Annotated in this window: 9 protein-coding genes; 5 read left to right on the top strand and 4 right to left on the bottom strand. The window is 73.5% G+C overall.

What is annotated here, in order from left to right; all coding sequences use genetic code 11:
• Nucleotides 1-117 precede the first annotated feature (117 nt).
• A complete protein-coding gene (locus ACK1X7_RS22625) occupies nucleotides 118-561 on the bottom strand; it encodes a hypothetical protein (RefSeq protein ID WP_398159752.1) in 444 nt (147 codons plus the stop codon).
• A gap of 89 nt (nucleotides 562-650) precedes the next feature.
• On the opposite strand from ACK1X7_RS22625, the gene ACK1X7_RS22620 reads away from it, so the two are divergent.
• Nucleotides 651-1808, top strand: a complete 1158-nt coding sequence (locus tag ACK1X7_RS22620; protein ID WP_385139213.1) for a rod shape-determining protein — start codon at nucleotides 651-653, stop codon at nucleotides 1806-1808.
• 125 nt (nucleotides 1809-1933) lie between these two features.
• Nucleotides 1934-4309: a DUF6049 family protein gene (locus tag ACK1X7_RS22615; RefSeq protein ID WP_413115581.1), complete on the top strand. Its 2376-nt coding sequence runs from the start codon at nucleotides 1934-1936 to the stop codon at nucleotides 4307-4309.
• Between the two features lie 11 nt (nucleotides 4310-4320).
• Here the strand turns inward: ACK1X7_RS22615 and ACK1X7_RS22610 are convergent, their stop codons facing one another.
• Entirely contained in the window at nucleotides 4321-5595 is a 1275-nt protein-coding gene (locus tag ACK1X7_RS22610) for a nucleotide sugar dehydrogenase (RefSeq protein ID WP_216347819.1), read from the bottom strand.
• Between the two features lie 206 nt (nucleotides 5596-5801).
• Here ACK1X7_RS22610 and ACK1X7_RS22605 point away from each other — a divergent pair, with 206 nt between their 5' ends.
• Nucleotides 5802-7508 carry a glycerol-3-phosphate dehydrogenase/oxidase gene (locus tag ACK1X7_RS22605; protein ID WP_385139205.1) on the top strand — a complete coding sequence of 569 codons (1707 nt, stop codon included), beginning with the start codon at nucleotides 5802-5804 and terminating at the stop codon, nucleotides 7506-7508.
• A 106-nt stretch (nucleotides 7509-7614) separates the two neighbouring features.
• Here ACK1X7_RS22605 and ACK1X7_RS22600 read toward each other — a convergent pair whose 3' ends face one another.
• On the bottom strand, nucleotides 7615-8817 hold the full coding sequence (locus ACK1X7_RS22600; RefSeq protein ID WP_413115580.1) for a serine hydrolase domain-containing protein: 1203 nt from the start codon (nucleotides 8815-8817) through the stop codon (nucleotides 7615-7617).
• Between the two features lie 200 nt (nucleotides 8818-9017).
• Here ACK1X7_RS22600 and ACK1X7_RS22595 point away from each other — a divergent pair, with 200 nt between their 5' ends.
• Together ACK1X7_RS22595 and ACK1X7_RS22590 are read left to right on the top strand one after the other, a co-directional pair.
• On the top strand, nucleotides 9018-11033 hold the full coding sequence (locus ACK1X7_RS22595; protein ID WP_413115579.1) for a serine/threonine-protein kinase: 2016 nt from the start codon (nucleotides 9018-9020) through the stop codon (nucleotides 11031-11033).
• Nucleotides 11034-11190: 157 nt separating this feature from the next.
• The gene (locus ACK1X7_RS22590; protein WP_413115578.1) at nucleotides 11191-14022 is read left to right on the top strand and encodes a protein kinase; all 2832 of its coding nucleotides are present in this window, start codon (nucleotides 11191-11193) and stop codon (nucleotides 14020-14022) included.
• 3 nt (nucleotides 14023-14025) lie between these two features.
• Here ACK1X7_RS22590 and ACK1X7_RS22585 read toward each other — a convergent pair whose 3' ends face one another.
• Nucleotides 14026-15657 carry an AMP-binding protein gene (locus ACK1X7_RS22585; RefSeq protein ID WP_413115577.1) on the bottom strand — a complete coding sequence of 544 codons (1632 nt, stop codon included), beginning with the start codon at nucleotides 15655-15657 and terminating at the stop codon, nucleotides 14026-14028.
• Nucleotides 15658-15729: the final 72 nt, after the last annotated feature.

Genomic DNA, 15729 nt, shown 5'->3' with positions numbered 1-15729 from the left:
CGAGCCATAAAAGTAACAGGCAGGGATGACAATCAGACAAGTCGTGTCTGACGTCCGTGACATGGCTGGGACCGGACGGAGACACGCTGGCCCGGCATATGCCGATTTCGTCGGCCGCTACTCGGCGATCCGCTTCGCGACGAGGTAACTCTCCGCTCCGGCCACGGCGTAGAAGGTGATGTCGTTGCGCCCCAGGATGTCATCGCGCCAGTGGTCCATGACCAGGCCGAAGTGCCCGATCAGGGTGTCCGCGGTGGGCCAGGAGCTCTCGTCCCCCATCAGCACCGCGACGCCGAGCAGTTGCGCCAGCGAAACACCGGCCACCGCGAGCGGTATCCCGATGAGCGCCAGCAGCGGCGCGCGGCCGCCCAGCTTGCCCAGCGCGGCACCGGTCAACAGTCCGATGCACAGCGCCCAGTAGCCGACCTCCTGGCCGCGGTGGCCGATTTTCCCCTGGACGAAGCCGAAGACCAGCGCCCCGAGCAGTGCCGCCGCGCTGCCCGCCGCGAGACCGCGGGCCGGTCGTGGGGCCTGAGCTGCGGACGTTGCGGACGCGATCATGACCGCAAGGTAGCAGTGGCATAGCCGTACGGTGGTGCGAATGACATCAGTGCCGGGACAGAATCCGGCATAAGCAATAATGTCAACTTATGGCGCAGAACAAGTCGTTCAATGGGCGTGACATGGGTATCGACCTCGGCACCGCCAACACACTGGTGTACGTACGGGGCAGGGGCATCGTGCTCAATGAGCCGTCGGTTGTGGCAGTGAACACAGCCGACGGCAGTGTGCTGTCGGTGGGTTCGGCGGCCAAGGAGACCATGGGGCGGACGCCGACGAACATCGTCGCCGTGCGACCGCTGCGCGATGGCGTGATCGCCGATTTCGAGATCGCCGAGCGCATGCTGCGGTACTTCATCAAGAAGGTGATGGGCAGCCGCCGGCTCGCCCGTCCCCGCGTGGTCGTCTGCGTGCCCTCCGGGATCACGGGCGTTGAGCGGCGCGCGGTGATGGAGGCCGCCACCCGGGCCGGGGCGCGTCAGGTGCATCTGGTCGAGGAGCCCATCGCGGCGGCGATCGGGGCCGGGCTGCCGGTGAGCGAGCCGACCGGCTGCATGGTCGTCGACATCGGCGGCGGTACGACGGAGGTCGCCGTGGTCTCGCTGGGCGGCATCGTCACCGCGCGGTCGGTGCGCACCGCGGGCGACTCCATGGACGTGGCGATCACCTCCTATGTGAAGAAGCAGTACGCGCTGGCGATCGGTGAGCGGACCGCCGAGGAGATCAAGGTCTCCATCGGGTCCGCCTCGCCCGCCGGGCCGCTGTCCGTGCCCCGGGTGTCGGAGGCCGTCCGGCGGCCCGAGCGGAATGTCGAGGTGTTCATCCCGGGCCAGAGCGAGGACCCCGAGGACACCCAGGCGCTGCTGCCGCCGGACCGCTGCACCATCCGCGGCCGGGACCAGGCGACCGGGCTGCCCAAGGTGCTCGAACTGACCGCGGACGAGGTGCGGCACGCCCTCTCCGAGCCGGTGGACAGCATCGTCGCGGCGGTGCGGGCCACGCTCGACGAGACCCCGCCCGAGCTGGCGGGCGACATCATGGACCGCGGCATCGTGCTGACCGGCGGCGGTGCCCTGCTGCGCGGTCTGGACGTACGGCTGGGGCGCGAGCTGAACATCCCGGTGCTGGTGGCCGACGACCCGCTGGACTGTGTCGCCATCGGCACCGGCCGCTGTGTGGAGGACTTCGCCTCACTGCGCACCGCGATGGACGCACGGCCCCGCAGGCCGGACACGGTGCGGGTGTGACGCTTCGGGGGCGGGCCCCGCGGGGTCTCCCGGGGCGGGGCCTCCCCGGGCCCTCCCCGGGGCGGCGGTCTTGAGCGTGCGGCATCGTCCCCGGCGTGGTGGGCTGGTGACACCGCGTCGGTCCCGTGCGGCGCGGGCGGACGGCAGACGCGGGCGTCGAGGTGGTGGTCGTGGGGCGCGGCGGGACGTACGGGCGGGCGGTCGTCGCGACCGTCACCACGATCCTGGTCGCGATCACTTCCGTACCGGCGACGCCCACCGGGCCCGCCGAGGCCATGGGCCGGCCGCCCGGCCGCGGGCCGTACGGCGCCACTGCGGTGCGGGTCCCGGGCGCCACGACGGCGCAGGGCCCGTCGCGTTCGTACGGCTCCACCACGGCGCAGGGCCCGTCGCGTCCGTACGGCGCCACCTCGCCACAGAGCCCCTCGCGGCCGTACGGCGCCACCGCGCCGCAAACCCCCTCCCGTTCGTACCCCGTCTCCGTCGAGCTGGCCTCCCTGACCCCCGCGGTGATCCGCCAGGGCGGTGAGCTGAGGATCAGCGGGCGGGTCACCAATACCTCCGGGCGGCGCCTCGGCCCCGCGCATATCGGGGTGCGGATCGGCGCGTCCGGTGCGATCGACACCCGCGGCGGGCTCTCCGTCGTGGCCCGCCGTACGCCCCTGACCCGGGCCGACGGCCCCGAGGTGCCCGGCCGTACGGCCCGTCTCGCCGCGCTGCCGACCGGCGCCGAGCGCGGCTTCCGGCTCACCGTGCCCGTCCCCGATCTGGAGCTGGACGATGCCGGGGCGTACGCGCTCACCGTGGACGTCGTCCGCGAGGGCGGCGCCGGTGCCGGGACCGTGCTCGGGCTGACCCGCACCCATCTGTCCGCGTACCCCGACGCCATGCGGCTGGAGCCGCTGCGCACCACCGTGCTGTGGCCGGTCCTCGACACCCCGCGGATGGAGGCGCTGACCCTGCGCACCCCGGACAGCGTGCTGCCGGTCTTCCGCGACGACGAGCTGACCGCCGCCTTCGGGCCGGGCGGCCGGTTGCGGCGGCTGGTGGAGATGGGCAAGGGGCAGCCGGTCACGTGGGTGCTCGATCCGGATCTGATCGTCCAGGCGCGGGCCATGGCCGCCGGATACCGGGTGGCCCGTACCCCCGGCGGCAGCGATCCGCAGGAGGCAGCCGAGGGGAAGGGCGGCGAGGCGGCGGCGGACTGGCTGGCCGCGCTCCGTAGGGCGGTCCGGGGCCGGGAGGTGATCGCGCTGCCGTATGCGGACCCGGATCTGGCCTCGCTCGCCCGCGGCGGCGGCGCCCCGCTCGCCGGTCTGCTGCGCCGGGCCTCCAGCACCGGCCGCAGCGTGGTGGACCGGGCGCTGGGCGTCCATGCCCGTGCCGGTGTGGGCTGGCCCGCGGGCGGTGAGCTGGACGACGGGATCGCCCGGTACGCCAAGGAGCTCGGCCTGGACACGGTGCTCGCCTCCGGTGCCGGGGTGGCCACCGAGGGCGAGCTGGTCTCCGAGGGGGCCACCGACGACGGCGCCGTCTCGCTCGAGGGCGGGACGACCGCGCTGCGCTACGACGCGGCCATCGCCGCCCAGCTCTTCGCGAGCCACCCGGCCGCGGGCGCCTCCGGCGAGCCCGCCCGGCTGCTGCTGCGGCAGCGGCTGCTGGCCGAGACGCTGACGGCCGCACGGGAGCTGCCGTACGCCCGGCGCGAGCTGGTGATGGTGCCCCCGCGCCGGATGCCGCTCGCGGTCGCCCGGGTGCTGCTCACGGTGGTGGCCGAGGGCCGGAAGGCGGGGTGGCTGGAACCGGCCGGGTTCGCGGCCGCGCTGCGCAAGCCCACGGCGGGGCGGCTGCGGGGCTTCGACGGCTATCCGCTCGCCCGGCACGCCTCCGAGCTGCCGCCCGCCCGGCTCGCGGCGGTGGTACGGGACCGCCGCCGGATGCGCGCCCTGGCCAAGGTGCTGTCGGATGCGCGGGCCACCGCCGCGTCCGTCCGGGCCGCGCTGGCCCGCTCCGTCGCGACCGCCTGGCGCGTCGACCCGTCGGGCGCGGCCTCGTACCAGCGGGGGGTGTCCCGCTATCTGACCGCCTCGATCGCCTCGGTGCGGCTGGTGCCGAAGTCCATGGTGGTGGTGGCCGGGGGCTCGGCGACCATCCCGGTCACCGTCGACAACGGGCTCCAGCAGGACCTCACCGGGGTGGAGCTGCGGGTCCTCTCCAGCCGCCCCGAGCGGCTGAACGCCCGGGACCGCGCGATGCCGGTCCGGGCGGCACGGGCGGTGAGCCGTACGGTGCGGATCCGGGTGAAGGCGTACGCGAACGGGCCGGTGCGGCTGACCGCCCAGCTCTACACCACCGCCGACGGACTGCCCTGGGGCGCGCCGATGACGTTCACGGCCGATGTGCGATCGGTGCCGTCGGGCGCGGTGATCTTCGTGCTGGGCGGGACGTCGCTGATCGTGCTGGCCGCCGCGCTCCGGCCGCGGCGTACCCGGCGGCGTTGACGAAGCAAGGGTCAGAGCCGGTGCGCCGTCCCCGCGGGACCCGCCCCCCGGGTGTCGAGCAGCAACTGAGCCTTCACCGCGAGTCCTTGCAGGTCGTACGTGCGGTGGGGCTGGAGCAGGACGGTCAGGTCGGCGTCGGCCGCCGCCTCGTACACCGAGTCGGCGCGGGCCACCTCGCGCCCCAGCACCCGCCATCGCGCGACATACGGGTCGTGGTAGCTGAGCCGGGCGCCCAGCTCGATCAGCCGGGAGGCGATCTCCCGGGCGGGCGAGCCCTCCGCGTCGGCGACGTCGGCCTTGTAGCCGACGCCCAGCAGCAGGACGTGCGCGCCGCGCGCCGACTTCCCGTACTCATTGAGCAGGGCCGTGCAGCGGCGGGTGACATAGCCCGGCATCCGCCCGTTGACCTGCTGCGCGAGTTCCACCATGCGCAGCGGGAGGCCGAGGCCGCGCTGCTGGTCGGCCATATGGCCGTGGTCGACCGGCACGCCATGGCCGCCGACGCCGGGGCCCGGGCGGAAGGACTGGAAGCCGAACGGCTTGGTCTCGGCGCAGCGGACCACGTCCCACACATCGACGCCGAGGTCATGGCAGTACACCGCCATCTCGTTGACCAGGGCGATGTTGACGTGCCGGTAATTGGTCTCCAGGACCTTGACGGTCTCGGCCTCGCGGGTGCCGCGGGCCCGGACGACCTTCTCGGTGAAGCGGCCGTAGAAGGCGGCGGCCGCCTCGGTGCAGGCGGGGGTGAGGCCGCCGATGACCTTGGGGGTGTTGGCGGGGCCGTGGGCGCGGTTGCCCGGGTCGTGGCGGCAGGGGGAGTAGGCGAGGTGGAAGTCGCGACCGGCCCGCAGCCCGGATCCCTCCTCGAGAAGCGGACGGAGGAATTCCTCGGTGGTGCCGGGGTACACGGTCGATTCCAGCAGAACGGTGGTGTGCGGACGCAGCCGCGCCGCCAGCGTACGGGCCGCCTCGCCGACCGCGGACAGATCCAGTCTGCGGTCGTCCCCGAGCGGGGTCGGTGCGCAGATCACGGCGGTGCGGACGCGGCCGAGCTCGGCGGGGTCGGCGGTGATCCTAAAGCCCTGGGAGGCCATCCGGCGCAGCTCGGCGGCGGACAGCCGGCCCTCGCCGCCCGAGCCGGAGGGCAGCCGTCCGGCCCGGAGGTCGGCGGCGGCGCGCGGATCGGGGTCGTAGCCGACGGTACGGATGCCGGCGGCGGTGGCGGCCTGGGCGAGAGGAATACCGAGATGACCGAGTCCGATGACGGCGAGATCTGCGGGCATGACGTCGTGTCGTCCTTCCCGGGACGATGTCGGATGGCGCAAACCCCCCACAGACAGACTAAGCGGAAATATGACTCGTATTCAGTATTGATGGGAGGTGTTGGCGCGGTGTCGCGGCGCCGGGCGCGGCAGCGGCATGGCACGGACGAGCGAAAGCCAGGAAAATCGGCAGGGCGGCGTGACGTCGATCGCAACGGGAGGCAGCGGTGAAGACACCGGCACTGGGACCGGCCGAGCGCGGCGAGGCGCTGGCCCGGATGGCGGACCGTGAGCTCGATGTGCTGGTCGTGGGCGGCGGAGTGGTCGGCGCGGGCACCGCGCTGGACGCCGCCACGCGCGGCCTGGAGACCGCTCTGGTCGAGTCGCGGGACTGGGCCTGCGGGACCTCCAGCCGGTCCAGCAAGCTGATCCACGGCGGACTGCGCTATCTGGAGATGCTCGACTTCGCACTGGTGCGTGAGGCGCTCAAGGAGCGCGGGCTGCTGCTGGAGCGGATCGCGCCGCACCTGGTCAAACCGGTGCCGTTCCTGTATCCGCTGCAACACCGGGCCTGGGAGCGGCTCTACGCGGGGTCGGGCGTCGCGCTCTACGACGCCATGTCGATCTCCTCCGGGCACGGTCGCGGACTGCCCACCCACCGCCATCTGTCCCGCCGGCGGGCGCTCCAGGTCGCACCCTGCCTCAAGAAGGACGCGCTGGTCGGGGCGCTTCAGTACTACGACGCCCAGATGGACGACGCGCGCTATGTCGCCACGCTCGTGCGCACCGCGGCGAAATACGGCGCGCAGGTGGCCAACCGCGCGCGGGTGGTCGGCTTCCTGCGGGAGGGCGAGCGCGTGGTCGGCGCCCGGGTGCACGACCTGGAGCAGGAGGGTGAGTTCGAGGTCCGCGCCCGGCAGGTGGTCAACGCCACCGGGGTGTGGACGGACGAGACGCAGGCGCTGATCGGGGAGCGCGGCCAGTTCCATGTCCGGGCCTCCAAGGGCATTCACCTCGTCGTCCCCAAGGACCGCATCCACTCCACCACCGGGCTGATCCTGCGCACCGAGAAGAGCGTGCTGTTCGTGATCCCCTGGGGCAGGCACTGGATCGTCGGCACCACGGACACCGACTGGGACCTGGACAAGGCCCATCCGGCCGCCTCCAGCGCCGATATCGACTATCTGCTGGAGCATGTCAACGAGGTCCTGGCGGTGCCGCTGACCCGCGACGACGTGGAGGGCGTCTACGCCGGGCTGCGCCCGCTGCTGGCCGGGGAGTCGGACGCCACCAGCAAGCTCTCGCGCGAGCACACCGTGGCCCATCCGGTGCCGGGCCTGGTGGTGGTCGCGGGCGGCAAATACACCACCTACCGGGTGATGGCCAAGGACGCCGTGGACGAGGCGGTGCACGGCCTCGACCGCCGGGTCGGGCCCTGTGTCACCGAGGAGATCCCGCTGGTCGGCGCGGTCGGCTACCAGGCGCTGTGGAACGCCCGGGAGCGGATCGGCCGGCAGGTCGGGCTGCATGTGGCGCGGATCGAGCATCTGCTCAACCGCTACGGCTCGGCGACGCAGGAGGTGCTGGACCTGATCGCGGCCGACCCGTCGCTGGGCAAGCCGCTGGCCGGGGCGGAGGACTATCTGCGCGCCGAGATCGTCTATGGCGTCTCGCACGAGGGGGCCCGCCATCTGGACGACGTCCTCACCCGCCGCACCCGCATCTCGATCGAGACCTTCGACCGGGGTACGCGCTGCGCCCGGGAGGCGGCCGAGCTGATGGCGCCCGTGCTGGGCTGGGGCGAGGACCAGACCGACCGGGAGGTGCGGCACTACGAGAAGCGGGTGGAGGCCGAGCGCGAGTCCCAGCGGCAGCCGGACGATCTGACGGCGGACGCGGCGAGGCTGGGCGCGCCGGACATCATCCCGCTGTAGCCGGACGTCATCCGGCTGTAGTCGGACATCATCCCGTTGTAGGAGGTGCGTGATTCCGCTCTGCGTGATCCCGCTGTGTGTGATTCCGCTGTGGGAGGCCGGTGTCCTACCGGCGAGGGCAGAACTCGGTCTCGAGGAGAGACGTTTCGGCGGTCAGCCCGGAACCGGCCGTGCTGTTCAGCCGGTAGGCGAGGGTGTGGCGGCCGTCGGGGGTGGCCACGGCCAGTGCGTAGGAGCCGTTGATCTCGCCGTTGTGGCCCCACAGCGTCACCCCGCACGGCAGCCGCACCGGGAACAGCCCCATGCCGTACCGGCCGTCGGAGCCGGCGGTGTTCCGCATCTGCCGCAGCTCGGCCCGGGGCACGACCGTGCCGCGCAGCAGCCCGGAGACGAGCCGGCTCAGATCGTCGAGAGTGGAGACCAGCTCCCCCGCGGCCCCCGCGAAGGAGGGGTTGAGGACGGTGACATCGCGGCGGGCGCCGTCGCCCCGGACCTCGCTGTCCCGGGCCCCGCTGTCCCGGACCTCGCTGTCCCGGGCCCCGCTGTCCCGGGTGTACGCCCGGCCGTGCGGGGCCGGGAGGGCGGTGCGGGTGCCGGGGAAGGAGGTGCCGCGCAGATGCAGGGGGCCGAGCACCTCGCGCCGGGCCTCGGCCGCGTAGGAGCGGCCGGTGACCCGCTGGACGATCATGCCCAGCAGGACGTAGTTGGTGTTGGAATAGCGCCATTCGGCACCGGGCGCGAAGTACGGGCGGTGGGTGAGGGCGGTCCGCACCAGGGCGGCGGGGGCGCGGGTGCGGTCGGCCGCGGCGGAGAGCTGACGCGCCAGTACCGGGTCCTCGGTGTAGTCGAACAGCCCGCTGGTGTGGTTCAGAAGCTGACGAATCGTGATGTTCCGGCCGTCGTTGCCATGGCCGCGCACCAGCCCCGGAAGGTGCTTCTCCACCGGGTCGTCCAGGCCGAGCCGCCCCTGTGCGGCCAGCCGCAGCGTCACCGCCGCGATGACGGTCTTGGTGAGGCTGCCCGCTCGGAAGTGGTCACTCCGGTGGATCCGGCGCCCGGTGCGGACGTCCGCGACCCCCGACGCGATGAACCGAGTGCCCCCGCCCGCCCCGCGGATGAGCACCGCCGCCCCCGGCGCGTCGCCCTGCGCCGCCAAGCGGTGTACGGCGGTGCGCACGGCGCCGCCATGACCACCGCCCGCGCCCGTGGTCGCCCGCGGGCCCGTGTCCCGGCCCGCTTCCGTGGCCCCCGTTCCGCAGCCGGACAGGGCGAGTCCGAGGGCCGCCGTGAGCGCCGCGGCGGTCGGCATACGGCTCCGCCTGTGCCATCGTATGGCGGAGATGGGCATGACACGGACCTCCGTTTCCTGCGTACCTCCAGATGGTCGCAGGTACCGCGGTGGCCGCCACGCCGCGCCCCGGACCCCGGGCGGTTCCGGGTCCGCGGATGAGAGACAATGGACGCTCTCCCAGGGTGGGTTCAGGGTGGGTAGATTCGCAGAGGGGTCGCATGTCGGAGGCTGAGAAGACGCAGGGTTCGACTGGGCGCCTCCTCGCCGGGCGGTACCGGCTCGGAGAGATCCTCGGTCAGGGCGGCATGGGCACGGTCTGGCGGGCGAGTGACCAGACCCTCGGCCGTACGGTCGCGGTCAAGGAGCTGCGCTTCCCGTCCAGTGTGGAGGAGGACGAGAAGAGACGGCTCATCACCCGTACGCTGCGCGAGGCGAAGGCGATCGCCCGGATCCGCAGCAACGGCGCCGTCACCGTGTACGACGTGGTCGACGAGGACGACCGCCCGTGGATCGTCATGGAGCTCATCGAGGGGCGTTCGCTCGCCGATGTCGTCCGCGACGACGGCCCGCTGACCCCGCGGCGCGCCGCCGAGGTCGGGCTCGCCGTCCTCGATGTGCTGCGCGCCGCCCACCAGGCGGGCATCCTGCACCGCGATGTGAAGCCCTCCAACGTGCTGATCTCGGACGACGGCCGGGTCGTCCTCACCGACTTCGGTATCGCCCAGGTCGAGGGCGACCCGTCGGTGACCTCGACCGGCATGCTCGTCGGCGCGCCCTCCTACATCTCCCCGGAGCGGGCCCGCGGCCAGAAGCCGGGCCCGCCGGCCGACCTGTGGTCGCTGGGCGGGCTGCTGTACGCGGCGGTGGAGGGTGTGCCGCCGTACGACAAGAGCACGGCCATAGCGACATTGACCGCCGTGATGACCGAGCCGGTGGAGCCGCCGAAGAACGCGGGCCCGCTGGAGGAGGTCATCTACGGTCTGCTCACCAAGGACCCGGCCCTGCGGCTCGACGACGCCGGGGCGCGGGCGCTGCTGGAACACGCGGTGAGCGCCCCCGAGGAGACCAAGGTCCCCGCCGACGCGACGCGCACGATGAGCCTGCCGCCCGCCCCGACGGCGGAGGACGAGGCCGCCGAGGCCAAGGAGTCGGGCGTCTCGGAGCGCAGGCGCGGTGCGCTGAAGTCCGTGCGCAACGCGGCGGCCGCGGCGGCCACGAAGAAGGCGGACAGCGGGAGCGCGGCGGAGCCGGCGGAGAAGTCCGGCGCGGCTGGGGCTGCCGAGGCCGGTGCCGCGAAGTCCGGTACGGCGAAGTCCGGTGGGGCGAAGTCCGGTGCTTCGGCGAAGGCCGAGCCGGCCGCCGCGACGCCCGCGGGCGCGCCCGCCCCGCGGCCCGCCGCACCGCCGCGCGCCTCGATCACCGATGTGGTCCCCAGGCGCACGCTGATCATCATCGCGGTGGTCGTCGTGCTCGCCATCGTGGGCACCGTGCTCGCCATCGTCCTGAGCGACGGCGGGGACGGCGGCGACAAGGCCAAGGGCGCCTCGGGCGGCGACAAGTCCACCTCGGCCGGGGCGTCGGGCGGCGGTAAGAACGACCAGGGCGCCGACAAGACGGGCCAGTCGGAGGGCGAGTCGCCGAAGGCGGGGGACTCCGGCGGGAAGTCGGGTTCGCAGCCGGGCACGGACGCCTCCGAGGACTCGGACGACAACTCGGGCAAGGGCGGCGGAAGCGGCGACAACAGCGGTAAGGGCAAGGGCGACGGCGGTAAGGGCGGCCTGCCCGACGGCTACCGGACCGTGAAGTCCGGCGACTTCCCGTTCAGCATGGCCATGCCGGAGGGCTGGTCGGTCCACTCCGGGAGCTATTCCGGAAGCCGTAAGTACTACGGCGGGTCCAGCATTCCGCGTATTCAGATCGATTTCACCAACGCGCCGAGGTCGGACGCGGAGGCGGACTGGCGCAAGGGCGAGGACAACGCCCGGCGCACCATGGCCGGCTACAAGGGCCTCGGCATCAAGTCGATCGACTGGCGTGGCTATCCGACCGTCGCGGACTGGGAGTTCGAGCGCGATCAGGACGGCAAGCGGGTCCGGGTGCTCAACCGCGGCTTCAAGGCGGACGGCAGCCATGGCTTCGCCATACTGATCACCTGCGAGGCGAGCAAGTGGAACGACAAGGAGTGCGCCACCCTCCGTCAGACCGCCTTTGACACCTTCAAGATTACGGACTGAACACTCCTGTCGGCGAAGCGTCGTTCGGGCACGTATCGTGAGAGGCCCTAGACTGTGCGCAGCCGCTGGAACCCGCCAAAAACGACCACATTTGACGGTTTCACGCTGCGCTGATCGCTGATGAGGGCGGCGTTGATCGCGCGCTTGGGGAGGCGTCGTGGAGGAATACGCGGGCCGGGTGCTGGCCGACCGCTATCGCCTGCCCCTTCCGCCCGCCGATGAGTACGAACTCATCGAGACCCGCGCCTTCGACACCTACAGCGGACAGGAAGTCCACCTGCGGCAGATACCACTGCCGGAGGTCGTCGACGCCGAAGTCGTCGACGAGGACGCGCGGTGGGGCGGCGGCGGGCCCGCGGGGTGGAACGGCACCTTCGCCGGTGCCGGGCGTACGGCCCGGGGCGGCGGTGATCCGGCCGTCCAGCGCGCCATCGCGGCGGCGACATCCGCCGCGCAGATCCCCGACCATCCACGGCTCGGCCAGGTCTTCCATGTCTTCGCGGAGGCCGGAAGCCTGTGGATCGTCAGCGAACTCGTCTCCGGCCGCCCGCTGGCCGCGCTCCTCGCCGAGGGCACGCTGTCCCCGCACCGCGCCGCCGAGGTCGCCAACGACGTCCTTACGGCGCTGGGCGCCCTGCACGCCCATGGCTGGGTCCACCGCAACATCACCGCCCGTACGGTGCTGTTGTGCGACGACGGCCGGGCGATGCTCATGGGGCTGGCGGCGGGCGCGGCGGAAGAGGCGCTGTGCGGCTACGACCCCGTTCCGGCGCCCGCGTCCTCGCCGTCGGCCGACGGCCCCGCCGTGGACGAACCCGAGCCGGATGAGGCCCCGGCCGCCTTGCCACAGGGCCCGGCGGGCTCCGGCGACCAGCCGGACCGGCCGCAGGGCCGGGCCGGGCGAGATGACGAAGGGCGCGCCGCCATCCCCGGGGCCCGTACGGGAGAGGGCGGTGAGGGGCGGACGCAGGGTGGACCGCGCTACCGCGACCAGGGCGCGGCCGGAGGTTTCCTGCCCCCGGGCGGCCCTTACGGCGGCCATGAACCGGCGGGGGCCGGTTCGCGGCCCGACGCCGAGGGCCGGGAGCACGGCGGCCACGGCACGGAGACGGGCCTGCCCGAGCCACGGACGCCTTACGGCGACCACGGGGCGGCGGAGCCGAGTTCGGGGCCCGGCCTCGGCGGTCCGGTCTACCGGGATCAGGTGACGTTCGGTCCGGGGACCGGCGGGCCCATGGCTCCCTACCGGGACAAGGGAGCCGCCGGCGGACTGCCCGGGCCGCGCCGGGCGGGGCAGCCGGGAAGCAGGGAGGGCGAACCGGGCGGCGCCGGTGCCGGTGCTGGTGCCGACGCGCCGAGCGCGGCCGCCCGGGCCGCGCGGGCCAGCGCCATCGCCGCCTACGCGGCGGGCGCGCGAGCCGCCGCGCGGGCCAATGTCGAGGCGGCCACCCGCTCCCCGCAGGCCCCCGAGCCCGCCCCCGCGGCCACGCCCGAGCCCGAGCCGGAGCCCGGCGGCGCCCGATGGCCCGGTGAGCCGGAGCGCGAGGAGAGCGCCCCGGCCGCCTCCGAGGGCGGCGGCTCCTGGGACACCGGCGGAACCGCCACTGGCGGCCCCGCCACCGCGCTCGCCGCCGAACGGGCCCGCCAGGCCCGAATCGTCGTGGTCGGCGCCGTCACCGAGCGGTGGGCACCCGAGCAGGCCGGACCGGTCCATGAGAACTGGCGGCTGGCGCCCCCCGTCGGCCCCGCCGCCGACCTGTGGGCGCTCGGCGTGCTGCTGTTCCGCGCGGTGCAGGGCCATGCCCCGTACCCGGAGGAGAGCGCCGCCGAGCTGGTGCAGATGGTCTGCGGGGAGGCGCCCGCGTACGCGGAGGAGTGCGGTCCGCTGCGCCCCGTCGTCGAGTCGCTGATGCGCCAGGACCCCACCGAGCGCCCGGACTTCGAGGAGCTGCGCGGCTGGCTGCGGTCCCTGATCCGGTCGGCGCCCGAGCCGGACGTCGGCAGCAGCACGGTCACGGTGCCCTCGCTCGGCGCGGGCGGGGCGTCCGACCCCCGGCGGCTGCCGATCGTCCGCAGGCGGGGCTGGCTGGTGCGCAGGGGCCGGGGCCGCCGCCCGGCCGCGGCGGCCGAGGCGGCGGCCGGGCCCGCCCGGCACCGGCGCGACAAGCGCGAGAAGAGGGAGGCCCGGGAGACTCGGCCGCCCCGGGCCACTCGGGCGCCCCGGGAGAAGACAGAGACCCGGGAGACGGGGGAGACCCGGCAGGCGTCGGCGCCCGCCCAGCGCAAGCCGCGCAGGCTGGGGCGGATGCTGTTGCTGCTGATCTTCCTGGCGCTGGCGGCGGCGGTGGTCTACGCGATGATGTTCATGCCGCGCTCCAAGGACGACGACGGCCAGGGCCGTACGGGTTCGGCCGGTACGCCGAGCGCGGCGCCGCACGACCCCGCGGACGGCGACGAGGGGGAGGCCGGAAAACCGGCCGCCTCCGGCGACCCCGGCGACCAGGAACCGCAGTCCACCGACCCGGCCGGGCTGGCCAAGGGCTTCGCGGTCCGCAAGGACCCCAAGGGCTTCAAGGTCGCCGTCCACGAGGACTGGACCCGCCGGGGCGAGAACGGCCGCGGCCAGATCCGCTACATCGGCGGCGACTTCGAGCTGGTGGTCGTGGCCGGACGGGACAAGATGTCCGAGTTCGGCGGCGACCCGATGGCGTACCAGCAGGACCGCGAGGCCGAACTGTCCGCCTTCCGCGGCTCCTCCTGGGCCTCGTCCTCGGGGCTGCGGCGGATCGACGTCGGCCGGACGGCGATGGCGGAGGGCTCGTTCAGTTGGCGCGACAGCAGCGGGCGGAACGTGTACGCGCGCAATCTCGCGATGCTGATCGACGGCCGCTACCACGTGGTCCTGGTCATCGGCCCGTCCGACGAGCGCAGCGCGGTCAACCGCTACTTCCAGCAGGCCACGGCCACCTACAGCACGACCAACGGCTAGGGCTCAGGCACCGTCCGGGGCCTGGGGTTCTTCGCGTGCCGTCCGGGCGCCGGGCGCCGCGAACCGCTCCCGCAGCCGGTACTTGAGCACCTTGCGGAGCGTCTCATTGCGGGGCAGGGCGTCCACCACTTCGAGCCGCTCCGGCAGCTTGTGCACCGACAGCCCCGCCTCCCGCAGAAACGACACCGCCCGGCCGAGCGTCAGCGCCTCCGCCCCCGCCGGCTGCTCCACGACGGCGCAGACCAGCTCGCCCCGGTCGCGGTCGGGCAGGCCGATCACCGCCACATCACCGACGTCCGGGTGCTGGTACAGCAACTGCTCGATCTCCTTGGCCGAGATGTTCTCGCCCTTACGGATGATGATGTCCTTGGCGCGGCCGGTCAGCATCAGATGGCCGCTCTCCGTGAGATGTCCGAGGTCGCCGGTGAGGAAGAAGCCGTCCGCGTCGAACGCCTTACGGGTCTCATCGTCGTCCAGATATCCGGCGCAGACCGCCTCGCCGCGCAGCCGCACCTGGCCGTCCACCACCCGGATCTCCATCTCCCGGGGCGGCCGGCCCTCGGTGGTGGCGAGGTTCTCGTCCGTGTCGTCCGGCGCGCCCATGGTGATCATGGGGACTTCGGTCATCCCGTAGCCGTGGGTGAGCGCGCAGCCCAGCTCCCGTACGACCTCGTAGTAGAGCTCGGGCGGTTTGGGCGCGCCGCCGCCCGCGAGGAGCCGCAGGGTGGGGATGAGCCTGCGCGAGGGGTCCTTGCGCTGTTCGGCCAGGAACATCGAGTAGAAGGCGGTGCTGCCGCCCGCGACCGTCACCCCGTGCCGCCGGTAGGCGGGCAGCGACTCCGGCAGGGAGAAGTGCTCGAGCAGCACGGCCGGGAAGCCGTACAGCAGCAGCATCACGGTGTAGTCGGGCCCGGCGACATGGGCGTACGGGAAGGCCATGGACCCCACGTCGTCCGGGCCGAGCCGCAGCGCGTGGGCGAGACAGGCACCGGCGGCGATGAGGCTGCGGTCGGTGTGCAGCACGCCCTTGGGGTCGGAGGTGGTGCCCGAGGTCCAGTAGATCCAGCGGATGGCGCGCCCGTCGGTGGGCGGTGGCGGCAGCCGCAGGGCCTTGGGGTCGGCCACCGGCAGGGTGTCGTACGCCTCGAAGACCAGCGGGGGTTCGGGCAGTTCGGCGGCGAGCCGGCGGGCCATCGCGGTGTGGTCGAAGCCGCGCCAGGTGCCGGGCACGGCGAAGAACCGCGCCCCGGACTCGCGGAGCGCGAACCGCACCTCGCGGTCGCGGTAGTAGGGGATCAGCGGGGTCTGCACGGCGCCGAGGCGGGCCAGCGCCATGGTCAGCACGACCGTCTCGATCCGGGTGGGCAGTTGCCAGGCGATCCGGCTGCCGGGGCCTATTCCCATCCGGTACAGCCCGGCGGCGGTCCGCTCGGCGCGGGTGCGCAGGGCGCCGAAGGTCAGCCGCCGGTCATGGCGGGCGGAGGCACCGGCCTGGAGCAGGGCGGGGGCGTCGGGGGTGAGCGCGGCGCGCCGTTCGAGCAGTGCCCACAGCGTCGACGAGCTGCCGAGCTCATGCGCGTCCTGAGCGTCCTGCGCGTCCTGCGCGTCCTGCGCGTCTTGCGCGACGTCGGTCATCCCGGCCTCCCATGGAACTCTTCCGGAACCGTTCGAGGCGATCGCGTGCTCGTTAGCTGACGGACCATCAGA

The organism is Streptomyces sp. CY-1 (assembly GCF_047218265.1).
Lineage (GTDB): Bacteria > Actinomycetota > Actinomycetes > Streptomycetales > Streptomycetaceae > Streptomyces > Streptomyces niphimycinicus.
The sequence above is the reverse complement of the archived record's forward strand: the minus strand, read 5'-3'. Positions and strand labels throughout refer to the sequence as shown.